The 23,353-nt window shown below is 35.3% G+C and carries 20 protein-coding genes, 1 pseudogene, 1 riboswitch and 1 other annotated feature; of the genes and pseudogenes, 15 read left to right on the forward strand and 6 right to left on the reverse strand.

Features of this window, described 5'->3' with window-relative positions; translation table 11 throughout:
• Entirely contained in the window at positions 1 to 744 is a 744-nt protein-coding gene (pyrH, locus tag NSQ08_RS07460; protein ID WP_002012233.1) for a UMP kinase, read from the reverse strand.
• Positions 745 to 1,123: 379 nt separating this feature from the next.
• On the opposite strand from pyrH, the gene NSQ08_RS07465 reads away from it, so the two are divergent.
• From NSQ08_RS07465 to NSQ08_RS07490, 6 genes are all read left to right on the forward strand, one after another.
• Complete coding sequence (locus NSQ08_RS07465; RefSeq protein ID WP_002165995.1) at positions 1,124 to 2,395, forward strand: cation:dicarboxylate symporter family transporter; 1,272 nt, start codon at positions 1,124 to 1,126, stop codon at positions 2,393 to 2,395.
• A 24-nt stretch (positions 2,396 to 2,419) separates the two neighbouring features.
• A complete protein-coding gene (aspA, locus tag NSQ08_RS07470; RefSeq protein WP_002012229.1) occupies positions 2,420 to 3,859 on the forward strand; it encodes an aspartate ammonia-lyase in 1,440 nt (479 codons plus the stop codon).
• A 74-nt stretch (positions 3,860 to 3,933) separates the two neighbouring features.
• A complete protein-coding gene (malS, locus tag NSQ08_RS07475) occupies positions 3,934 to 5,646 on the forward strand; it encodes an oxaloacetate-decarboxylating malate dehydrogenase (RefSeq protein ID WP_340773091.1) in 1,713 nt (570 codons plus the stop codon).
• 64 nt (positions 5,647 to 5,710) lie between these two features.
• Positions 5,711 to 7,009: an ATP-binding protein gene (locus tag NSQ08_RS07480; protein WP_088031582.1), complete on the forward strand. Its 1,299-nt coding sequence runs from the start codon at positions 5,711 to 5,713 to the stop codon at positions 7,007 to 7,009.
• A 2-nt stretch (positions 7,010 to 7,011) separates the two neighbouring features.
• Positions 7,012 to 7,944, forward strand: a complete 933-nt coding sequence (locus NSQ08_RS07485; protein WP_340780062.1) for a response regulator — start codon at positions 7,012 to 7,014, stop codon at positions 7,942 to 7,944.
• A 119-nt stretch (positions 7,945 to 8,063) separates the two neighbouring features.
• Positions 8,064 to 11,270: a DEAD/DEAH box helicase gene (locus NSQ08_RS07490; RefSeq protein WP_340773098.1), complete on the forward strand. Its 3,207-nt coding sequence runs from the start codon at positions 8,064 to 8,066 to the stop codon at positions 11,268 to 11,270.
• A 135-nt stretch (positions 11,271 to 11,405) separates the two neighbouring features.
• Here NSQ08_RS07490 and NSQ08_RS07495 read toward each other — a convergent pair whose 3' ends face one another.
• Positions 11,406 to 11,537, reverse strand: coding sequence for a DUF3934 family protein (locus NSQ08_RS07495; protein ID WP_000047589.1), 132 nt, complete (start codon positions 11,535 to 11,537; stop codon positions 11,406 to 11,408).
• A 408-nt stretch (positions 11,538 to 11,945) separates the two neighbouring features.
• Positions 11,946 to 12,205, forward strand: a binding site (T-box leader).
• Between the two features lie 70 nt (positions 12,206 to 12,275).
• On the opposite strand from NSQ08_RS07495, the gene asnA reads away from it, so the two are divergent.
• From asnA to NSQ08_RS07510, 3 genes and pseudogenes are all read left to right on the forward strand, one after another.
• On the forward strand, positions 12,276 to 13,259 hold the full coding sequence (asnA, locus tag NSQ08_RS07500; RefSeq protein WP_002126735.1) for an aspartate--ammonia ligase: 984 nt from the start codon (positions 12,276 to 12,278) through the stop codon (positions 13,257 to 13,259).
• Between the two features lie 144 nt (positions 13,260 to 13,403).
• Positions 13,404 to 13,517 carry a helix-turn-helix transcriptional regulator gene (locus NSQ08_RS07505; RefSeq protein WP_002031128.1) on the forward strand — a complete coding sequence of 38 codons (114 nt, stop codon included), beginning with the start codon at positions 13,404 to 13,406 and terminating at the stop codon, positions 13,515 to 13,517.
• A 128-nt stretch (positions 13,518 to 13,645) separates the two neighbouring features.
• A pseudogene (locus NSQ08_RS07510) lies at positions 13,646 to 13,987 on the forward strand (helix-turn-helix domain-containing protein); the annotation flags it as partial.
• Positions 13,988 to 14,276: 289 nt separating this feature from the next.
• Here the strand turns inward: NSQ08_RS07510 and NSQ08_RS07515 are convergent.
• Together NSQ08_RS07515 and NSQ08_RS07520 are read right to left on the reverse strand one after the other, a co-directional pair.
• Positions 14,277 to 14,729, reverse strand: a complete 453-nt coding sequence (locus tag NSQ08_RS07515; RefSeq protein ID WP_016103110.1) for a VOC family protein — start codon at positions 14,727 to 14,729, stop codon at positions 14,277 to 14,279.
• A gap of 280 nt (positions 14,730 to 15,009) precedes the next feature.
• A complete protein-coding gene (locus tag NSQ08_RS07520) occupies positions 15,010 to 16,239 on the reverse strand; it encodes an aspartate kinase (protein ID WP_002126737.1) in 1,230 nt (409 codons plus the stop codon).
• Between the two features lie 201 nt (positions 16,240 to 16,440).
• Positions 16,441 to 16,627: riboswitch (Lysine riboswitch) on the reverse strand.
• A 182-nt stretch (positions 16,628 to 16,809) separates the two neighbouring features.
• On the opposite strand from NSQ08_RS07520, the gene NSQ08_RS07525 reads away from it, so the two are divergent.
• Genes NSQ08_RS07525 through NSQ08_RS07535 form a run of 3 tightly spaced genes read left to right on the forward strand, consistent with a single transcriptional unit; the run spans position 16,810 to position 19,965 of the window.
• Positions 16,810 to 17,718 carry a DoxX-like family protein gene (locus NSQ08_RS07525; protein WP_078184290.1) on the forward strand — a complete coding sequence of 303 codons (909 nt, stop codon included), beginning with the start codon at positions 16,810 to 16,812 and terminating at the stop codon, positions 17,716 to 17,718.
• A 4-nt stretch (positions 17,719 to 17,722) separates the two neighbouring features.
• Positions 17,723 to 18,334 (forward strand): DUF4166 domain-containing protein, encoded by a 612-nt coding sequence (locus NSQ08_RS07530; protein ID WP_113769384.1) that lies wholly within the window; start codon positions 17,723 to 17,725, stop codon positions 18,332 to 18,334.
• A 5-nt stretch (positions 18,335 to 18,339) separates the two neighbouring features.
• Entirely contained in the window at positions 18,340 to 19,965 is a 1,626-nt protein-coding gene (locus NSQ08_RS07535) for a YndJ family protein (RefSeq protein WP_340773112.1), read from the forward strand.
• Between the two features lie 27 nt (positions 19,966 to 19,992).
• Here NSQ08_RS07535 and NSQ08_RS07540 read toward each other — a convergent pair whose 3' ends face one another.
• The gene (locus NSQ08_RS07540) at positions 19,993 to 20,478 is read right to left on the reverse strand and encodes an 8-oxo-dGTP diphosphatase (RefSeq protein WP_340773114.1); all 486 of its coding nucleotides are present in this window, start codon (positions 20,476 to 20,478) and stop codon (positions 19,993 to 19,995) included.
• Between the two features lie 137 nt (positions 20,479 to 20,615).
• Between NSQ08_RS07540 and NSQ08_RS07545 the strand changes: the two genes are divergently transcribed.
• Together NSQ08_RS07545 and NSQ08_RS07550 are read left to right on the forward strand one after the other, a co-directional pair.
• Entirely contained in the window at positions 20,616 to 21,878 is a 1,263-nt protein-coding gene (locus NSQ08_RS07545; protein WP_340773116.1) for an MFS transporter, read from the forward strand.
• 29 nt (positions 21,879 to 21,907) lie between these two features.
• Positions 21,908 to 22,186 (forward strand): hypothetical protein, encoded by a 279-nt coding sequence (locus NSQ08_RS07550; RefSeq protein WP_002135550.1) that lies wholly within the window; start codon positions 21,908 to 21,910, stop codon positions 22,184 to 22,186.
• A 19-nt stretch (positions 22,187 to 22,205) separates the two neighbouring features.
• Here NSQ08_RS07550 and NSQ08_RS07555 read toward each other — a convergent pair whose 3' ends face one another.
• The gene (locus NSQ08_RS07555; RefSeq protein ID WP_002086342.1) at positions 22,206 to 22,670 is read right to left on the reverse strand and encodes a hypothetical protein; all 465 of its coding nucleotides are present in this window, start codon (positions 22,668 to 22,670) and stop codon (positions 22,206 to 22,208) included.
• Between the two features lie 89 nt (positions 22,671 to 22,759).
• On the opposite strand from NSQ08_RS07555, the gene NSQ08_RS07560 reads away from it, so the two are divergent.
• Positions 22,760 to 23,068, forward strand: a complete 309-nt coding sequence (locus NSQ08_RS07560) for a hypothetical protein (protein ID WP_016103117.1) — start codon at positions 22,760 to 22,762, stop codon at positions 23,066 to 23,068.
• The last annotated feature ends 285 nt before the right edge of the window (positions 23,069 to 23,353 follow it).

A 23,353-nucleotide genomic window follows, 5' to 3' on the forward strand; every position in this document is an offset into this window, starting at 1 on the left:
CTATTTTTCATGCACAAGCATCGAAACATCATCATTAATCAACGTCCCAACATGTTCACCTAAACAAATTCTTTTCATAACACCAGGCTCATCAAAGTTAAAGACGTGTGCCGGTAAATTATAATCTCGAGCAAGCAATAAAGCTGCTTGATCCATTACTTGTATGTTTTGCCTAACAATATCGTTATAGTTCAGTTTACTGTACATTTTCGCTGATTTATTATGTTTTGGATCACTTGTAAAGACACCGTCTACCCCTTGTTTTGCGACTAAAATGGCGTCGCTATTCATTTCAATGGCTCTTTGTACACTTGGGTAATCTGTTGTAACGAATGGTTGCCCGTTACCACCACCGAATATGACAACATAACCGTTATCTAAATGATGTACTGCACGTAGGCGAATATATGGTTCAGCTACTGCATTAAAAGGGATGGAAGTCATAACGCGTACTTCTCTATCTGTTTTACTTGTTAAAACGCCGCGAAGCATTAAGCTGTTAATAATCGTACCTAGCGTACCGATATTATCAGCTTCTACACGATCAATTCCCCATTCTTCAGCTAGATGACCTCTGAAAATGTTACCGCCGCCGATGACAATGGATACTTCGATATCTAGGTCAATAATGGATATTATTTCGTTTGCGATATGTTCTAATCGTTTGGAGTTAAAGCTATTTCCAGATTGATCAGCAAGTGCGCCGCCACTTAGTTTAATTAAGACGCGTTTATATGGTTTCATAACAATTCCCCCTATATAGATTGCAATAAAAAAGGAACAAAGGCGAATGCCTTTGTTCCTTCGTAAGAAAATGAAATAGAAAAGAAATAGATATGATGAACTTCTTCGCGTGATTTTTCATAACATCCACTCCTTTTCATCCCCATTTATTTAGAATACGTATATCTTTTAGATTATACGAAATAATCTGATGTTTTATCAAGGTTATTTTATTTCTTTTTTATAAAAAAGTGTCAATGAATATTATAAGAAAAAAAATTGAATTTTTTGTGACGAACTTGTAGGTTTTTGTATGATTTTGTAGGTTCGCCTATATGATGTGTGAGTAAGCTTTTATAAATACGAAATGAAAGCGTTCGCATAAAGGGGATGAACATAAATGAAAAAATTCGGATTGGCAACACAAATTTTTGTCGCACTTGTTTTAGGGATTGTAGTAGGGGCAATCTTTTATGGCAATAAAACGGCGATTTCTTATATCACACCAGTTGGGGATATATTTATTCATTTAATTAAAATGATTGTAGTACCGATTGTTATTTCAGCATTAATTGTTGCGGTAGCTGGTGTAGGTGATATGAAAAAGCTTGGGAAACTGGGCGGTAAGACAATTCTTTATTTCGAAATTATTACGACGATTGCTATTTTAATGGGATTACTTGCAGCAAATATATTCCAACCAGGTACTGGCGTTGATATGAGTAATTTACAGCAAAGTGATATTTCTTCTTATAAACAAACAGCAGATGCAACAGAGAAGAAAGGCTTTGCAGAAACGATTGTTCATATTGTACCGAAAAATATATTTGAGTCTATTACACAAGGTGACTTATTACCGATTATATTCTTCTCAGTACTATTCGGTTTAGGAGTCGCAGCAATCGGAGAAAAAGGAAAGCCTGTTTTTAACTTTTTTGAAGGTGTGCTCGAAGCGATGTTCTGGGTTACAAATCAAGTGATGAAATTCGCACCATTTGGTGTATTCGCATTAATTGCTGTTACGGTTGCAAAATTTGGTGTAGCAACACTACTTCCTTTAGGAAAACTAGTGCTAGCTGTATACGTAACTGTTATACTATTCGTTGTGATTGTATTAGGTATTAATGCGCGAATGGTTGGAGTAAATATTTTTACATTAATGAAAATTTTAAAAGAAGAACTTATTCTTTCATTTACGACAGCAAGTTCAGAAGCTGTTTTACCTAATATAATGAGAAAAATGGAAGAGTTCGGTTGTCCAAAGGCAGTTGCCTCTTTCGTAATTCCGACAGGTTATACATTTAACTTGACTGGATCAGCTATTTATCAAGCGTTAGCGGCATTGTTTGTTGCACAAATGTACGGTATACACATGTCACTGACAGAGCAAATAACGCTATTATTCGTTCTCATGTTAACATCCAAAGGTATGGCGGGAGTTCCGGGGGCATCATTCGTTGTTGTATTAGCAACGTTAGGATCAATGGGCTTACCGCTAGAAGGTATCGCATTAATTGCGGGAATTGACCGTATTTTAGATATGATTCGCTCAGCTGTCAATGTATTAGGAAATGCATTAGCTGCCATTGTTATGTCGAAGTGGGAAGGCGAATTCGATGATGAGAAAGCAAAACAATATGTAGAAACAGTCAAACAAACAAAAGCAGCGTAAGAGATTGTTAAGGAGTGAGTAATCATGGCAACATTAACTGAAGTTAAAAATGGAGTACGAATTGAAAAAGATTTTTTAGGTGAAAAAGAAGTACCAAATTATGCGTACTACGGTGTACAAACAATGCGTGCAGTGGAGAATTTCCCGATTACAGGATACAAAGTCCATGAAGGTTTAATTAAAGCGTTAGCAATTGTAAAAAAAGCGGCAGCACTTGCTAATGCAGATGTAGGAAGATTGGAATTGAAAAAGGGTGGTGCTATCGCAGAAGCATCACAAGAAATCCTTGAGGGGAAATGGCATGATCATTTCATCGTTGATCCAATTCAAGGTGGTGCAGGTACTTCAATGAATATGAACGCAAATGAAGTCATTGCCAATCGTGCCCTTGAATTATTAGGAATGGAAAAGGGAGACTATGATTATATTAGTCCAAACAGTCATGTAAATATGGCACAATCAACAAACGATGCATTCCCAACAGCGATTCATATTGCAACATTAAATGCATTAGAAGGCTTATTACAAACAATGGGTTATATGCATGATGTATTTGAATTAAAAGCAGAACAGTTCGATCATGTTATTAAAATGGGTCGTACACATTTACAAGATGCTGTGCCAATTCGTCTTGGACAAGAATTTAAAGCATACTCCCGCGTACTTGAACGTGACATGAAACGTATCAAGCAATCACGTCAACATTTATATGAAGTAAATATGGGAGCAACTGCAGTTGGTACAGGCTTAAATGCAGATCCAGAATATATTGAAGCAGTTGTAAAACATTTAGCTACAATTAGTGAACTACCACTTGTTGGTGCAGAAGATTTAGTAGATGCAACTCAAAATACGGATGCGTACACTGAAGTATCTGCAGCACTTAAAGTATGTATGATGAACATGTCTAAAATTGCGAACGACCTTCGTCTAATGGCATCAGGTCCACGCGTTGGATTAGCGGAAATTATGCTACCAGCTCGTCAACCAGGTTCATCTATTATGCCAGGGAAAGTAAACCCTGTTATGCCAGAAGTAATTAATCAAATTGCGTTCCAAGTAATTGGTAACGACCATACCATTTGCCTTGCTTCAGAAGCAGGACAATTAGAATTAAATGTTATGGAACCAGTACTTGTTTTCAACTTACTTCAATCTATTAGCATTATGAATAACGGTTTCCGTGCCTTTACAGATAATTGCTTAAAAGGAATTGAAGCGAATGAAGATCGCTTAAAAGAGTACGTTGAGAAGAGTGTAGGAATTATTACAGCCGTGAACCCTCATATCGGCTATGAAGCAGCAGCTCGCGTTGCGAAAGAAGCAATTGCGACAGGGCAATCCGTTCGAGAACTATGTGTGAAAAATGGTGTATTGTCACAAGAAGAATTAGAGTTAATTCTAGATCCATTCGAAATGACACACCCAGGGATTGCAGGAGCAACTCTTTTAAAGAAAAATTAAAAGAAGAGGGGGACAATCCCCTCTTTTTTGTTTACAATATAGAAATGCTATATATGAATAGAGGTAGGGATGTTATGAGTAAGTTTACAGTGGCTTCTAATGGTGCATTAGAAACAACATTAAGGGGAGCAGAAGTATTATCAACACCACTTTTAAATAAAGGGGTAGCTTTCACACAAGAGGAAAGAGAAGAGTTAGGTTTAAAAGGGTTATTACCGCCAGCGGTTTTAACGTTAGAAGAACAAGCACGCCGAGCATATGAACAATTTAGTTCTCAGCCGGATGATTTATTAAAGAATGTATACTTAACAGCGTTACATGATCGAAATGAAGTGTTATTTTATCGTATTTTAACAGAGCATTTACGTGAAATGTTACCGATTGTATATACACCAACTGTAGGTGTAGCAATTCAAAGATATAGTCATGAATACCGTAAACCACGTGGCATTTATTTATCAATTAACGATCCATCAGGTATTGAAGATGCATTTGCAAATATCGGTGCAACAGCTGAAAACATTGATTTAGTCGTTGTAACGGATGGAGAAGGTATATTAGGAATTGGTGATTGGGGTGTTGGTGGAATTAACATCGCAATCGGGAAATTGGCTGTATATACGGCCGCAGTTGGAATCGATCCTAGCCGTGTATTACCGGTAATTTTAGATGTAGGTACAAATCGTGAGGAATTATTAAACAATCCATTTTATATTGGAAATCGTCACCCTCGTATAACAGGTGAAGCTTACGATGAATTTATTGATACGTTTGTTCAAGCGGTAAATAAACAATTCCCGAAAGCACTTCTACATTGGGAAGACTTCAGTTCTCGTAATGCACGAAAAATTTTAGATAAATATCGTCATGACGTTTGTACGTTTAATGATGATATTCAAGGTACAGGGGCAGTTTCACTTGCTGCTGTATTATCGGCAGTAAAAGCTTCTGGTGTACCGTTAAGTGAACACCGTGTAGTTGTGTTTGGTGCTGGTACGGCTGGAATCGGTATCGCAGATCAAGTAAGAGATGCAATGGTTCGTGTCGGCTTATCGGACGAAGAATCACATAATCGTTTCTGGTGTATTGACCGTAATGGGTTGGTTACAGATAATATGGAAGATCTTCTTGATTTCCAAATTCCATATGCAAGAAAAGAAGCTGAAGTAAGTGATTGGAAACAAAATGATGCTATCGGACTTGCTGAAGTTGTGAAACATGTAAAACCGACAATTTTAATTGGTACATCTACTGTTGCAGGCGCATTTAAAGAGGAAATTATTAAAGGAATGGCTTCTCACGTAGAAAGACCAATCATTTTACCAATGTCGAATCCAACGCCACTTGCTGAAGCGAAACCAGCAGATTTAATCGAGTGGACAGAAGGAAAAGCATTAGTTGCAACAGGAAGTCCGTTTGAACCGGTTACATATAACGGTGTAACGTATGTGATTGGACAGTCAAATAACGCACTTATTTTCCCAGGACTAGGTCTTGGTACAATTGTTGTTCGTGCAAGCGTCATGACGGATGGAATGTTCGCAGCAGCAGCAGAAGCAGTTGCAAGTATGGTAGATACAAGTCAGCCAGGAGCGCCTATTTTGCCAGAAGTTGAAGAGTTACGTAATATCTCTGAACTGGTTGCGATTGAAGTAGCGAAAGTCGCAGTTGCAGAAGGTGTTGCTAGAGAGAACTTAAGTGATGACGATATTAAGATTGCAGTAAAAGAAGCAATATGGGAACCGGAGTATCGCCAAATAAAAGCGGTAGAAAAGGTTAGAATATAGAAATAAAGCCCGTTTATAATTATAAGCGGGCTTTCACTTTTACAATTGAAAAAAAGCATAGGAAGTGGCACCTTTGAATTGGAATCAATTATGGAAGAAAGATATGTATCTTTTAATTATATTAATGGTTGTTGTTCCGATTGCTGGAGAGCTGAATTTTCATCCTTTTAATGATATGTTTCGTGTTAGTTTCGGGACACCGCTTTTCTTCTTTTTATTACTATTTTTAAGAAGAGTGCCAGCAGCAGCTGCAGGTATTCTTGTAGGTATATCTGTAGTCTTATTTCGTGTATGTCTTGACTGGGTATTGCAAGGTTCATTCCATATGACAGAATCATTTTATTTGCGTTATCCTGTGTTCTTTTATTATTTTATTTATGGAAGTCTTTTTTCGCTTTGTAGGGTGAATAAGTTTCATCAGAAGCCAATTGTGATAGGATGTCTTGGAATTACAATTGAAATTATCGCAAGTATGTCTGAACTTGCGTTTTATCATATGTTAGTGCTGGGGACAACGATAACAGTTTCTGAAGTGAATAAACTAATTATTATTGCTATTTTTCGTAGTTTCTTTGCGCTTGGTTTTTTAAATATGATGAACTTGTATGAAACAAAATTAAAAGAATCACAAGTGCGAAAAGAAAATGAAAAAATGTTGCTGCATCTTTCTAACTTATATGTGGAATCTGTTCATTTGAAAAAAACGTTACAAAATGCGGAGTTAATTACACAAACAGCGTATCAATTATATCGGAATTTACAAGCGAACGATGATTCGAGTAGTAAAACAGCATTGAAAATAGCGGGAGAAGTACATGAAATAAAAAAGGATAATCAAAGAATTTTTGCAGGATTATCTAAACTGTTATTAGATAAAAATGTGGCTGAGTATGTAGAAGGACATGAGCTTGCGGAAATGATTGTGAGAATAAATGAGAAGTACGCTGAAATGTTGGGAAAAGATATACGTTTTTCTAAACATATAGAAGGTGAGCATGCAGAATATCATGTGTATACGGTCTTATCAATTTTTAATAATTTAGTTGCAAATGCAGTTGAAGCAATTGCGGATAATGGCGTTATTATTATTAAGTTATATAAACTTGATAACCATATATTCTTTGAAGTAATTGATGATGGACCTGGTATTGCACAAAAATATAAGAAATTAGTATTTAAGCCTGGATTTACTTCAAAGTATGATCAAACGGGAACACCATCAACAGGAATTGGACTTTCTTACATAAACGAAATGGTAACAGAGCTCGGAGGAGAAGTGAGATTAGAAGACCGAGAAACTGGCGGAGGGTGTAAGTTTGTCGTTTGTTTACCGGAGTGCAGTTTAAAGCGGGAAGGAGAATGAAGTTGTTTTATTATATCGTAGATGATGATGAAGTTTTCCGCTCCATGCTTTCACAAATTATTGAAGATGGCGATCTTGGGGAAGTAATTGGAGAGTCGGAAGATGGAGCTTTTATTGAAGCAAATCAACTAAATTTTAAAAAAGTAGATATTTTATTTATTGATTTATTAATGCCAATGCGAGATGGGATTGAAACAGTTCGCCATATTGCATCCTCTTTTTCAGGGAAAATCATCATGATTTCTCAAGTTGAATCGAAACAGCTTATTGGTGAGGCGTATACACTTGGTGTTGAATATTATATTACAAAACCATTAAATAAAATTGAGGTTATATCTGTTGTACGTAAAGTAATGGAACGTATTCGTTTAGAGCGCTCTATACATGATATTCAAAAATCATTGAATAACGTTTTTAAGTGGGAACAGCCGCAAGTTCGAAATGAGCCAATGCAGGAAGGAAAAAGAATAGCAGATTCAGGGCGCTATTTATTATCAGAACTCGGTATTGCGGGAGAGAATGGAAGTAAAGATTTACTTAGTATGTTGGAATATTTATATGGACAAGAAAAAGAGCAAACGTTTGAATTTGGATTTCCTGCGCTAAAAGATATCTTTCACCATATAACTATAAGAAAATTAGAGAATATAGCTTCAGATGCAGATATAGATAAGGAGAGAAAAGCATCTGAACAAAGGGTACGTAGAGCGATTTATCAATCGTTAAATCACTTAGCTTCCCTTGGATTAACAGACTTTTCAAATCCGAAATTTGAAAGCTATGCTCCGAAATTTTTTGATTTCACTGTAGTTAGAAAACGAATGACAGAAATGACAAAGGATGAAGTAGCAACTTCTGGCCATATACGAATTAATACGAAGAAATTTATTCAAGTGTTGTATTTTGAGGCGAAAAGGTTGATGGAGATAGAGTGAAAAAAGGTGCTTATATACAAGCATCTTTTTTTATTAAATCTACATTTTATATTTTCTCTTGGAGCATGTAAAATGTTAGTTAAGAGAAACTGGTTTTAAAGTAAGGAAGTGTCAAAACAATGGGTTTTACATTAAATAAATCGATTATTAAAGAAGTATGCGGAGAAACCTCATATAAAAGAGGCGAAGCTTATTATAAATCAAATAAAGTAATAATAAATCATTATGATGAAAATAAAGAAATTTGCGAAGCGACGGTAAAAGGGAACGAAGATTTTCATGTTACAGTAGAAAAAGCTAAAAAAGGTGATGTTGTTGCGAAATGTAGTTGTCCTTCGTTAGCGTCTTTTCAAACATACTGTCAACATGTTGCGGCAGTATTGATACAAATAAATTATAATCAGCAAACCGGTGGAATGGTGCCTATTAGTAGCGGAAATATGAGTGGAAATGATCAATTAACAAGCGGGATGTTTCATTTATTTGCAGAAAAACCATTAAGACCAAAAAGTAAACAACACCGTTTTGATACACGTGAAATACTTCATGTTGAATTTATATGTACGCCAGTAGTTACGAAAAATGGTGGGGCACTGCTAGGTATTCAGTTTAAACTCGCCAAGATGTATTTTGTAAATCATATTAGAGAATTTCTTTCCAATGTGGAGAAAAGAGAGTCCTATAATTGTTCGAATAAATTTACATATACACCGGATGTACATAGCTTTAAGCAAGAAACGGATGCGATTATTCAGCAGCTCATTAAAATTTATCATAATGAAAAAATGTATGAGGATACACTGGAAGTACATGCAAAACAAGATGATAGTATGATTTTAATACCGCCAGCTTTATGGAAGGATATGCTTTCTTTACTTTCTAAAGTTGAGTTTGTGGGACTTAATCAAGATGGAAAATCTTTTCACGGTTTACAAATTTCAAAAGGGCTACTTCCTTTACATTTTGAGTTTAATAAAGGAAGTAACGGTGGGTTTACACTTTATATTGACGGCTTACAACAAGTAGAAGTAATGGATACGTATAGTTATGCTCTATTTGGAGGGAAACTGTATCAGTTGAACGCTGAGGATTGTAAGCGGCTTATCGAATTACAAAAAATGATGAATCGTTCTAGTAGTAACCAATTGTATATTCCAGCAGATAAGATGGAGCACTTTGTAGCAAAAGTTGTACCAGGGTTAATGAAGCTAGGAACTGTGCGAATAGATGAGGTAGTATCAGATTGTGTGGAAACGCCTTCGCTAAAAGCAAAATTGTATTTAGATCGAGTGAAAAATCGTTTGTTAGCAGGTCTCGAATTTCATTATGGAAACGTCGTGATTAATCCGTTAGAAGAGGATGGGCAGCCATCTGTTTTTAATCGTGATGAGAAAAAGGAAAAAGAGATTTTAGAAATTATGAGTGAAAGTGCCTTCGCGAAAACGGAAGGCGGTTATTTTATGCATAATGAAGAAGCTGAGTATAACTTTTTATATCATGCTGTTCCAACGTTAAAAGGTTTAGTTGATATTTATGCGACGTCAGCCATCAAATTACGAATTCATAAGGGAGACACAGCTCCTCTTATAAGAGTTAGAAGGAAAGAGAGAATTGATTGGTTATCATTCCGCTTTGATATAAAAGGTATTCCAGAGGCAGAAATTAAAGGGGTATTAGTCGCTCTTGAGGAGAAACGAAAATATTATCGTTTAGCAAGTGGTGCTCTACTATCACTTGAGAGTAAAGAGTTTAATGATATTAATCAGTTTATAAAAGAATCTAGTATTCGAAAAGAATTTTTAAAGGGCGAAGAAATAGATGTCCCTCTTATTCGTAGTGTGAAATGGATGAATTCACTGCAAGAAGGAAACGTATTAAGTTTAGATGAGTCCGTTCAAGAATTGGTAGAGAACATTCAAAACCCTAAAAAGCTGAAGTTTGCGGTGCCAAGTGGCTTAGATGCGATAATGAGAGAGTATCAAACATACGGATTCCAGTGGATGAAAACACTTGCCTATTATCGTTTTGGCGGCATTTTAGCTGATGATATGGGACTGGGGAAAACGTTGCAAAGTATTGCTTTTATAGACTCTGTTTTGCCGGAAATTCGAGAGAAGAAACTGCCTATATTAGTTGTTTCTCCGTCGTCCCTCGTTTACAACTGGCTTAGCGAGTTGAAAAAATTCGCTCCACATATTAGAGCAGTTATTGCCGATGGAAATCAAGCAGAGCGCCGAAAAATTTTAAAAGATATAACGAAATTTGATGTTGTCATTACGTCATATCCTTTACTGAGAAGAGATATAAGGTTATATGCGCAGCCATTTCATACGCTATTTCTTGATGAAGCACAAGCATTTAAAAATCATACGACGCAAACTGCAAGAGCGGTAAAAACAGTGCAGGCGGAGTACCGTTTTGGATTAACAGGAACACCTGTAGAAAATTCATTAGAAGAGCTATGGTCTATCTTCCACGTCGTCTTCCCAGAATTATTACCGGGAAGAAAAGAGTTCGGCGATTTAAGACGTGAAGATATTGCGAAGCGGGTAAAACCTTTCGTGTTAAGAAGGTTAAAGGGAGATGTATTACACGAACTCCCAGAAAAAATAGAGCACTTACAATCATCAGAACTTTTACCAGATCAAAAGAGGCTTTACGCAGCTTATTTAGCAAAGTTAAGAGAAGAAACGTTAAAACATTTGGATAAAGATACGTTACGTAAAAATAAAATTCGGGTTTTAGCTGGTTTAACGAGACTACGGCAAATTTGTTGTCATCCTGCTTTGTTTGTTGATGACTATAAAGGTAGTTCAGCTAAATTTGATCAGCTGCTAGAAATTTTGGAGGAATGCAGAAGTACAGGGAAGAGAATTCTTATCTTTTCCCAATTTACGAAGATGCTTTCGATAATCGGACGTGAATTAAATCGTCAAGCAGTTCCATACTTTTATTTAGACGGGAGTACACCAGCGCAAGAACGTGTAGAGCTATGCAATCGGTTTAACGAAGGAGAAGGGGATCTATTTCTTATTTCGTTAAAAGCTGGTGGCACAGGACTAAATTTAACAGGTGCAGATACAGTTATATTGTACGACTTGTGGTGGAATCCAGCTGTTGAACAACAAGCTGCGGATAGAGCGTATCGAATGGGACAAAAAAATACAGTGCAAGTGATTAAGTTAGTAGCACATGGAACAATTGAAGAAAAAATGCACGAGTTACAAGAGAGTAAGAAAAATTTAATCGCTGAAATTATCGAGCCGGGAGAAGAGAAGTTATCTTCTATTACGGAGGAAGAAATCCGCGATATTCTTATGATTTAATATGGAAAAAGCTATGCTTTCATAGAGATGAAAGCATAGCTTTTTTGTTGTAATAATTATATTTTGTTTTGTACAAAGTAAAGAGATAAAGTGAAACTTTAAATAGTGGGAGTTGTTCGTCTCCCACTATTTATTTTATTTCTTTGTACCTTTACTTTTGTATGGTTTTGCAGCTTTCTTTTTCGCACTTGATTGCCAACGGTTCCATCCTTTACTTCCTGTACCTTGTCCTACACCTTTTTTCGGTTTTGCTTTCGTTTTACTCATATGATCACTCCGTTATATAAAAAATCTGATTTGATAATAGCCAATGTTTTAGAAAAATACTATCGATAAATGACTATGCTTGCTTTAAATAAAAACAAACTGCTTGAATGCTATAGTATATCATGAAATTGCGAGTAAACTGAAAGGAATTATAAAGAAAATGAAAATAATAAGAAATACTGCGGATTCTATATTTCGAACAATCACACTAGTTGTTGTATATATGTTAGTTTCAATTAGTGAAATGTTTTTTGGATTGAAGAGACAAAGGAAATAAAAATGTTATATTAAGAACAATCGGTAAAGGCATAAAATAAAGAATTGAAAAATTTTTTGAAACTTTTTGTTGACTTTATCTATTTTTTGTATAGAATAATCATTAATAAAATGTTTCAGAGATGTGACAATAAAACGACTATGAAAGGACGAGTAGTAGTAGGATGTAGTTTAAGCGAGTCAGGGACGGTGTGAGCCTGATACGAAGCCTATTATGAAGAACCTCCTGGAGTCGCTAACCGAAATCCTTTATAGGAAAGTAGACTTAGCCGGGAACTTCGCCGTTACAAGAAGAACAGTATCGAGATTTTTTAATCTCCGTACTGTATAAGTGAGCAACCTCTGTTGCTAATTTGGGTGGTACCGCGGAACCAAAGTCTTTCGTCCCAGTTTTTTGGGAAAGAAGGGCTTTTTTTGTTGGCTTCTTTTCACAACATCCAAACATTTTAGGAGGAAACCACCATGTATCAATCATTAATGACAGTAAGAGAGACTCAAATCGCAATTAAGGAAGTTAAAACATTTTTCGAGGATCAATTAGCAAAACGACTTGAACTATTCCGCGTATCTGCACCATTATTCGTAACGAAAAAATCAGGATTAAACGATCACCTAAACGGTGTAGAACGCCCAATTGAATTTGATATGTTACATTCAGGAGAAGAATTAGAAATTGTACATTCACTAGCGAAGTGGAAAAGATTCGCATTACATGAATACGGATATGAAGCTGGTGAAGGTTTATATACAAACATGAACGCGATTCGTCGTGATGAAGAACTTGATGCAACGCATTCCATTTATGTTGACCAATGGGATTGGGAAAAAATCGTTCAAAAAGAATGGCGTACTATCGATTACTTACAAAAAACAGTACAAACAATTTATGGAATATTCAAAGAATTGGAAGATCACTTATTTGAAAAGTATCCGTTCCTTGGAAAGTATTTACCAGAAGAAATTGTTTTCATTACTTCTCAAGAACTGGAAGATAAATATCCAGAATTAACACCGAAAGATCGTGAACATGCAATTGCGAAAGAACACGGTGCAGTCTTTATTATTGGAATTGGTGATGCACTCCGTTCAGGTGAAAAGCACGATGGACGCGCGTCCGATTATGATGATTGGAAATTAAACGGTGACATTTTATTCTGGCACCCAGTACTACAAGCTTCGTTCGAATTATCATCAATGGGAATTCGTGTTGATAGTAAAGCACTTGATGAGCAATTAACGAAAACTGGTGAAGACTTCAAACGTGAGTATGATTTCCATAAAGGTATTTTAGAAGACGTACTACCATTAACAATTGGTGGTGGTATCGGCCAATCAAGAATGTGTATGTACTTCTTACGTAAAGCACATATCGGTGAAGTTCAATCTTCTGTATGGCCTGATGATTTACGTGAAGCTTGTAAGAAAGAAAACATTCATTTGTTTTAATATAAGTGAGAGGGAGAGTGGCTCGAAAATAGAGTTACTCTCCCTTTTTTATTGTGTAAACTGCTGGTTTACAGTGAGTGTTACTAATAGTTTCTTTCTTTTTTATCTCCTTTTATGTAATAATTTGTTAAAGGAGGGGGCGTTATGAACTTGGGAGAACAATTAAAAAAATTACGAGAATCAAAAGGATTTTCACAAGAGGATGTTGCAAAGAAAATTGGGGTAACTAGGCAAGCGGTGTATAAAGTGAAACTTTAATCAGTGGAGCGATTTATCCCACTGATTATTAGTTGAACCAATCGGGCTTTTATAGGCAGTTAATCCCATCTGGCTTCCTTGATGTATTTAAAAGCTACGATGGGATTTAGTGCCTGTTAAAGCGGGATAAGTGGGAAAATGATAAAAGTTACCCTGACATTGATAATTTAATTTTATTGAGCGAAATGTACAACGTTACGCTCGATGAATTAATAAAAGGGAATCAAAACTTTAAAGAGAAAATACATATTGATGAAGAAGATGAGGATTTTGAGAAAGAGAATGAGTTTGGTTTTTATATTGGATTTGGTTTGCTAATTATGAGTGCTTTCATTGATTACGAAGGAATTCAAGAGATTTTATTAGGGGCTGCGCTATTCATGATGGTCTTTTATTCCGACGTGAAGAAAGTTATTTTGAATGAATTTCGCTCGTTATTTAAAGGGAAAGATATATATGATAAGAAGTGAGAAGAGTCCGTTATATTTCCTAGGAAAAGGTATTGCGAATAATCTAATTGTTTTATAATGATTTTTAGATATAGGTAATATGTTAAAAAGCTGTTTGTATAGATTCTTGAAATCTATGTGTAAAATGATAATAAAGTTATTTAATTTTAAAAGCTCAAACGAGTATAGCCCCGTTCTAAAGTTAGGACGGGGCTGAAAATTTAAGTTTTATGGAGTAAGAATGTGCTTCAAATATTTTTAATTCAGTAATGAATATTTCAGTAAAGGCTTTTTATAAAACATCACTTACTTATTTGTTATCGAGTTCTTCCGCCAAACCGATTAAAATTCCTTCGGTTCCACGAATGTAGCAGAGTCGATACGAGTTCTCATACTGAACTACTTCTCCAACGAGCTGAGCACCATGCTTAGTAAGTCTGGATACCATTTCGTCAATGTCCTCGACGGTGAACATGACGCGCAGATAACCGAGGGCGTTTACAGGAGCTGTCCGGTGATCTGCTATAGTAGGTGGGGTGAGAAATCGCGAAAGTTCAATTCGGCTGTGACCATCTGGCGTAACCATCATAGCAATCTCTACGCACTGAGAACCGAGTCCAGTTACGCGACCTGCCCATTCACCTTCGACAGTAGCTCGCCCTTCGAGTTTTAATCCAATCTCCTTGAAGAAAGAGATTGCGTTATCAAGAGATTCTACAACGATGCTGACATTGTCCATTCTTAGTAATCTGTTGTTTGCCATAGTCTTTATCTCCTTATGTGTAAAAATTTATCCCGCTATTTGCGGGCAATAAGACTCCCACCTCAAAATTCGGCGAATGCGAGGAAGTTAGGTGGGAGATAACTGCCCGATTGTTGAATAGAATGACTTGCTTCCGTTTTTTAACAATTTTATTGTTCTTCAAACGACTTTATTTTAAACTAAATAACCTTTTTCTCACTTTCCACTATGCAAACAGCTTTCTATTTATATAGGAAGGAAATAGATTCATATAATTTGTTGTAAGTTTTACTGGTGGAAATTAAATCATTTGCACTAAAGGTTCAATTTTCGCCATAAATGATTGATGAAGTGCTTCAACACCCGTTACTAAATGAAGACGGTCAATAACGACAGATACTTTAATTTCTGATGTACTTACCATTTTAATATGAATATCTTCTTCTTTTAAAGTAGTGAACATATTCGCAGCAACTCCTGGGTTAGATACCATACCAGATCCTACAATTGATACTTTTGCTAAATGATTTTCATGTTCTACAGATTCGTAGTGAAGTGCTTCTTGATTTTGTTCCAATACTTCTAATGTTTCTCTTAAATCATTAGAATGGATTGAGAAGGAGAGGTGAACAGTTCCTTCATTTGTAATACTTTGAATAATAATATCTACATTAATATGTGCTGCTGCTAATGTAGAGAAAACTGTTGAAAGTGCACCTTGTTCTAATCCTTTAATTGTGACGCGTGTAATATTATCCTCAAATGCAATACCTTTAACGATTGATTGTTGTTCCATGTTACATTCTCCCCTTACAATTGTTCCGTTTTCTTGTTCCATACTTGAGCGAACTTCTAAAATTACATTATGATTTTTAGCAAATTCAACAGCGCGTGGGTGTAATACGCCAGCACCGAGGTTGGCAAGCTCTAACATTTCGTCATAAGAAATTTCATCTAATTTATAAGCATCTTGTACAACTCGTGGATCAGTCGTATATACGCCGGTCACATCCGTATAAATATCACATTTTTTTGCTTTTAGTGCAGCAGCTAATGCGACAGCAGTCGTATCGGAGCCACCGCGACCAAGTGTGGTAATTTCATTTTCTTCACTTATTCCTTGGAAACCAGCTACTATAACAATCGTGCCTTCAGTAAGGTGAGACTGAATACGAGTAGTGTTAATGTCAGTAATCCGTGCACTACTATGTACAGATTCTGTCGTAATACCAGCTTGCCATCCTGTTAATGAAATTGCGTTATAACCTTTTGTTTGTAGTGCCATTGTTAATAATGAAATGGTTACTTGTTCTCCTGTAGATAGGAGCATATCCATTTCACGTTTACTTGGATTTTCAGTAATAGCGTTAGCAAGTGCTACAAGTTTATCCGTACTTTTTCCCATTGCTGAAACGACAGAGACAATACTATGTCCTCGTTCATATTCTTCAATAATTAAATTTGCTACATGTTGAATGCGTTCGACGCTTCCGACAGAAGTACCGCCAAATTTTTGTACAATCGTTTCCATTACGAATTCCTTCTTTCGTCCATTTTTAAGAATAGGTTAGGACATATACAAATCCCAATATTCCTGTAGTTACCAGAGAGAAAAACAAAAAACACCATCTCAAATAAGTGAGGATGGTGCTGTTACAGGAAAAGGGAAACAGAAAACGGAGCTAATAAAAAAACCGCCAAAAAAGGAATATCATAAAAATGATATCTCTTTTTTGTAGATAGCTCTTCATACGTACACGTCTGTACATATGACAGTTCTGTTTCTATTCGAAAACAGCCCCAATTGATAAATGCAGAGAAATTTATCAATTTCGGCAACACTTCCTTTCCTCTAAAATCATAGACATCTCTGTGTCTCCTTTAGAATACTTATAAGCGTTGCAACCTCTATCTCACGTTTTAGGCGAGAGTGTATGATTTATGAAGTTGTTGGTAACATTTGTTTTATAATAATTTAAATTTTTCAGGGAATCAAGTGTTTTTTGTATTTTTTTGAAATTCTATCTTTTTATTAAATTAGTTTGTGAAAAATGTAGCAAAATCGATTCATTGCATGTACATTGAAAATATAGCGCATGGGATGGGGAAGAAAAAGCCTATTTATGTAGCCACAGAAATGAACACAACAATGGAGAAACTATGGGCATATACACAAGAGCCTGATATACATACAGAGTGGGATGCTCGTTTTACTGAGATTTCGTATTTAGAAAAAAAAGAGGGAGAACCACAGAAGTTTTTATATAAAACAAAGATCGGATTTGGACTTGAAATAGCCGGAGAAGGGGAATCGATAGGTGAAATAAGAAAAGAAACTGGAGAACGCATTTCCTCTTTAAAATTTTGGACAGACAATCAATTATCACTTATACAAATAGGGCGTGGTTATTGGAAGTATACACCGAATGAAGAACATATTCATTTTGAAACGCAATATGATTATGATACGAGATTTGGTCGTATAGGAAATGTGATAGATTTATATGTTTTTCGTCCACTATTAGGTTGGGCGACAGCATGGAGTTTTGATGCTTTAAAATTATGGTTAGAAAAGGGACTTCATCCTAAGTTGCTAATTAGAAGAACGATGACGTATTGGCTAGTTTGCTTTTTATTTGCTTTCGTATGGTTATATCAAGGGATTGTACCGAAATTGATGTTTACTCATTCAGAAGAAGTAAAGATGCTTTCTGTACTAATCGGATCGAATGAAAATAGTATTTTTATGCTTAAAATAGTTGGATTTCTAGAAATAATATTGGGTGTGATATGGCTATTGCCACTTCCAAAACGAAAATTATTTATAGGGCATATTATTATGTTAATCGCCTTAACAATTGCGGCAGGAATTACGAATATCACAAGTTTTACGCAACCGTTTAATCCGATTACATTAAATTTTCTTCTAATAGGGTTATCGATTGTCGGTTATATAAATAGCACTAATTTGCCAAGCGCAAAAAATTGCAAGAGGACGAGAAAGGGATAAGTATATGGTTAATATTTATGAAAGATTATTAGGGGATTCTTATAAAAGGCTTCATCCAAAATTGCAGGAACGATATGCGATAACAAAGGAAAATAGCTTTATTGGGGAAGGGGAAATGGATGAAATTTATGGAGGATCTTTTTTCGTTAAATTAATATTAAAAATTACATCGAAGTTCCGTATGTTTTTCTCTGAGCGAGGGCAAAAAGTTCCGTTTGTGATACATAATACCGCTGAGCGAGATGGACAGGGGAAAGAATTTGTACGGTGGAATCGTACTTTTTATTTTCATAATAAGAAAAGATATTTTAACGCTGTTATGAAGTTGGATGAAGAGAATAATGAAATTGTAGATTATTTTGGCGAGCCACATATACTCGTTTCTACATTGAATTTCTATATTGATGAAAAAGGCGGGATACATATTTCCTCAAAGAAACAATGGTTTTATATGTTTGGTAGAAAACTCCCGTTACCAAAATTTTTATATGGAGAGGCAAAAATTGTTGAAAGTTATGATGATGCACTGCAATGTTTTCGAATTCATGTACAAGTACGGAATCCGTTAATTGGTTCGTTATTTTCATATAAGGGAACATTTGTGGAAAGGAAATAAACGAGATGAAGAATATACTATTTGGGTTTGCTTGTTATATTATATTTCTAATATACGAGTGGTCGAATGTAAATCCTGTTGAAGCAATCATATTGTTATCTATTTTGTTATTTATACCGATGTCATTTTGCATTATTGATAAGAAAACAAGAAATGGATCGTATTTATTATCTTATAAATTTGTATCGCTTTTATATCCAATTGCAGCAGTTAGTGCAATGCTAGCTTTCGTAACAAATCACTTTTTCTTTGCACTACTTTGGTTTGTATATACAGGAATCGTTGCATTATTTGGTGTAAGTAGATTGCTAGAAAGAGGATGGAAGCCTCTAGAAGAAGTAGCTATAGATAGTGCGTTTATTTATTTGTTTTTAGGTGGTTTTTGGTTTTTTGCTTCAGTAGCAAAGGTTTCAATTATGCACTTTAGTTCTGACATTGTTTTACTTACAGCGGCACACTTTCATTATTCGGCGTTTTTATTACCATTATCAGCGGGTTTAATAGGGAGGAAAAGAGAAAAGAGAAGTAAAGTGTATGATGCTATTATGTTTATCATAGTCATTTCACCTATGACAGTTGCGATAGGAATTACATACTCAAGGATATTTGAATTTTTTGCAGTGTTCATATATTTATGTGCTATTTATGGTTATGGGATTTATGTTTGGCGCACGAAATTTAATGCTATTCATGCAAAGGTTCTCCTGATCATATCGTCTAGCACACTCATGGTAACAATTATGTTTTCACTTATATATTCATATGGGAATTTGAAACATGTAATGACGATTACAATTGCTCAAATGGTTTGGATTCACGGTGTTGTCAATGGAATTGGAGTAGCGTTACCAGCATTTGTCGGCTGGATGATTGAAAAGAGTACTCCGAACTATAAATATTACGGGAAACCAATGAGCAGGTTAAGAGGAAATGCGACAGTTGGTGAAGCATTTTTACATAATAGAAATTTAATAGATAGCAAGGAATACAAAGGTTTAGTTGATAAAATGAATGATTTTCATAGTGAGGCATTTGACGTGACGAAGATTCCTTTAAGTATTACTCGTTTCTATGAAAATACAAAAGAGTATGAGTTACAATCGCATATAAAATGGAATCGTTGGTTCCGCCCGCTTGCATTTTGCTATGAGAAAATGAGTAAGCGTGTAGGACAAATACATTTAGGAATGGGCGGTAAGTGGGAAACGATGCATGGCTCTATCATTGGGGTAATAGATGAGAAGGATGGAAGAGAGAATGTAAGGGCTTGGCTAAGAAAAAATGAAGCAGGGGAGACAATTTTTGTAGCTCTTTATTCAAAGCATACATACAAGAAAGATACATATATGAATATCGCATTACCTTTACCATATTCGAATATGACTGGTATTTTGAAGTTATGCAATGATGATAATGCTTTAATCATTACAAGTAAGTTAAGAGAGAATGGCAGGGGAGATGAGGGGATTTATTTATATACTCGTTTCTTTACAATACGTTTACCATTAGCAGAGACATTTATCATTAAAGAGAGCGCGAACCAAATGTTAACAGCTCACCATAGAATGTGGATATTCGGAGTCAAGTTTTTAGAAATTGATTATGAGATTAAGAAAATAGAGGAGAAGTAAGAGAAGCTTGGAGAGATTCCAAGCTTTTTATGTATGGGTAATTGTCATAGCAACTTGTTTATCTAAGTCACGATCCCAAACACGTTGAATTTCGAAAGTGCTTTTTTCAAAAAATAATGGGAATCTTTCTTTAAACCACTCTTGCATGGGAAGATTTAGTGCTTCATCAATTGATACCCATAATAATTCGCCTTCAGGAGGATTCAAAAGGAGTTCACCTTCAAATGAATCTGTCCAATAGTTAAATACCATATATCGAACATTTTCCTTAGGATTTACATATTCGTCTAACCCCTTGAAAATTAAATTAGAAACGTGGAGTCCGGTTTCCTCTTTCGATTCTCGTATAGCAGCTTGCAATATGCTTTCTGGGAAATCTACTTTTCCACCAGGAGCTATGTAGCCAGGAAAACCTCGATGGTCGGGGCGTTTTATAAGTAAAGCGTCATTATTTCGCTGGATCATACACATTGTATAGATGCGGTGCTCGATGTTATGAGAATTTTGAGGCATAATAATGTAATCTCCTTTATCTTTTCTTGATAATTTTACCATAACATAATAGTTTCTTATATAATTAAAAATGGAATATTATTAATTTTCAGTTATGTGTTATAAAGTCTATAATCATTTGAAAAGAGGAGAGAGATATGCAAGGAGAAATACCAACAGAGAAAGCTTTAGGTTATGTCGGTAAATTGTTATTGCCAGTTAAAGTGTCACCACACTTTAAGTTTTTATGGATTGGGCAATTACTTTCGACTTTAGGTAGTTCGATAACGATGGTTATTTTGCCAGTCGTTGTGTATTCATTAACCGGTTCAACAATTGTAATGGGAATGACTATGGCAATGTACATGCTTCCTAATATTCTTGCGTTACCGTTTGCTGGATTAGTCGTGGATCGAATTGACCGAGTGAAATTGATGTTATTTACAGATATAATCCGCTGTATATTAATGCTATTAGTTGCAACACTTATATTTATGGACATTTTAACAATTCCACTTTTATATGTACTTGTTGCATTATATGGACTTATGGAAGGGATATTTCAGCCGGCATATTCAGCTGTAAGAGCGAAAGTATTTGTACCGGAAATTCGAAATGCAGCTAATGCATTAACGCAAATGAGTAATCAAGGAATACGATTAATTGGCCCAGCACTTGGTGGGTTAATAGTATCAGTTACATCTGCAGGGATAGGCTTCGGACTAGATGCAGCAACGTATTTGTTATCATTTTTATGTTTATTATTTTTAAAAGAAATAAAGTTTAATAAAATACAGAAATTTGAAAGAAATAAAGTCAATTACAAACAAGATTTTATGGAAGGGATTCTTGTTCTAAAAAGCCATCCGTGGTTGTGGATTACTATTCTAGTCTTTTCTTTCGTTAATATTTGTTATGCAGGCATTATCGTTGTATTAATTCCATGGTTGTTTAATGTTCATCATCATTTTGAAGCTTACGTATATGGATTGGGTATGGCTGCTTCTGGTGCTGGAGCTGTAATTGCAGCGCTAATTTTTGGTGGGAGGCAGCAGTGGCATAAGAGAGGATTACTTGCGTATGGCGGTGTTTTAATAAGTGGAATGGCACTATTAATTATGCCTTTCGTTTCTTGGGCACCTGTCTTAATTGGATTAATGGCAATTGAAGGATTCGGTATTATGATATTTGGGCTCATTTGGGAAACAAGTTTACAAGAGCTTGTACCAGAAGAAGCATTTGGAAGAGTGGCAAGCCTTGATATGTTAGGTTCATTTGCTTTATTGCCATTAGGATATGTGGTTGTAGGCTGGTTAGCTACTGTAATAGGTGGAAAGATAACAATTATAATGCTAGCTATTTTAGTACTCATAACAATTGGAATGGCATTGTCTGTACCAAGTATTCGGCGGTTCGATTGATTATGTAGGCAAAAAGGGGGGGATGGTATATGACTATAGAAAATCTACATGATTTAGTAGTACATGAGTTGGGATGTAAATACGTTTTGGGAGAAAAGGTATTTGAAGCAAGGAATTTCACGGTGTATATTGCTACTCCTATAGAAAATAAAATGACATATAATCGATTCATCTTAATTAAGCATTTGTCTAATGAAGAGCCTTCCGTACATGTTTGGGACAAAAAAATATGTGTAGACGCTACAAAAATACATATTGCAAAAGAAGTGACAGAAGCAATTCAATCGGGTTTTGTAAATAAAGAGTAAGCCCTAATCAAATTAGGACTTACTCTTCATTAAACACAAATGTTTGCTTCATTTTTTTACTCTCATGTACTGGATGACCGTTGTAAGAGAAATTCTTTTCTTCCCAAGTAATGACAACTTTAAAATTATGGCTATTAAAGTCTAATGGGAATACCATGTAGTCAAAGCTTGTATGACTTTTTGAAACGTTGTTATTAGATGAAGTAGGATTAAAGGTAGCTTTAGATGTAGGTGTGTTATCAAGTATTTCCACCGATACATTTGCAACATCATTACCAATATTTTTTAAGAGTAAACTATACGTATCATATACACCTTGTTTTGGCTGCACGGCTTGCTTGTTTGAGTTATGAGATTTGTCAATTTCGATATACCACTGTTTAGACTTTGACGCAATTGGTAGTGATTGAAATGTGTATGCACTAGCTTGTATTGGTAGTGCTAAGCAGATTAGTGCAAAGAGAGAAAATATTTTTCGTTTCATCTTTAGAGAGCTCCCATTCTTTAAAGGATTTATTTGTTATTATCTTCTCTTTTTAAGATAATATACCATGTAGTTTAGGGGAGGGTATATTGAAAGAATTAGTAAGTATGGGAAGCAGCATGTTTCTACAACTGTTATTTTCGTATATATTTATTTCTGTTGTTTTATTGGAACTCAATCCATGGTATGCGGTAGTGGTTTATGTGGCTATTGCTATAATCAGTCTTCTGCTAGGAATATACTCGATTGCTTTCCCTATGAAGAGTAGCTTGAATACTATTTTTCTAATACTACCAGGTGGAATTATAATAACATTATTTTCAATATTAATTATTGGATTTACAGTGTTTGCTTACTTTTTACGAGAAGGAGATATTCCGGCTGTAATTCGTTTGTAGTATAAGTGAATCGATAGAGCTCCTATCTTTTCGTTATTAATCTTCCCAAGTATGTCACACGCACATTTAAAAAAACAAGGAAACTGTGTAGAGATTTTTCGGCATAGTTTCCTTATTTTGTTTTTTTGATTAATAATAAATGCTTGCTAAAGGATACGAAAAAGCATATCAGGGGATTAATTTATTAATATAAAGTAGCGTCCAACTTATAAAAGATAGATATAGGTGGAGGGGTACGAGTATTAGTTAAAAGAAATATTAATATGAAAATATTACCAATAAATA

The organism is Bacillus sp. FSL E2-8887 (assembly GCF_038007205.1).
Classification (GTDB): domain Bacteria; phylum Bacillota; class Bacilli; order Bacillales; family Bacillaceae_G; genus Bacillus_A; species Bacillus_A mycoides.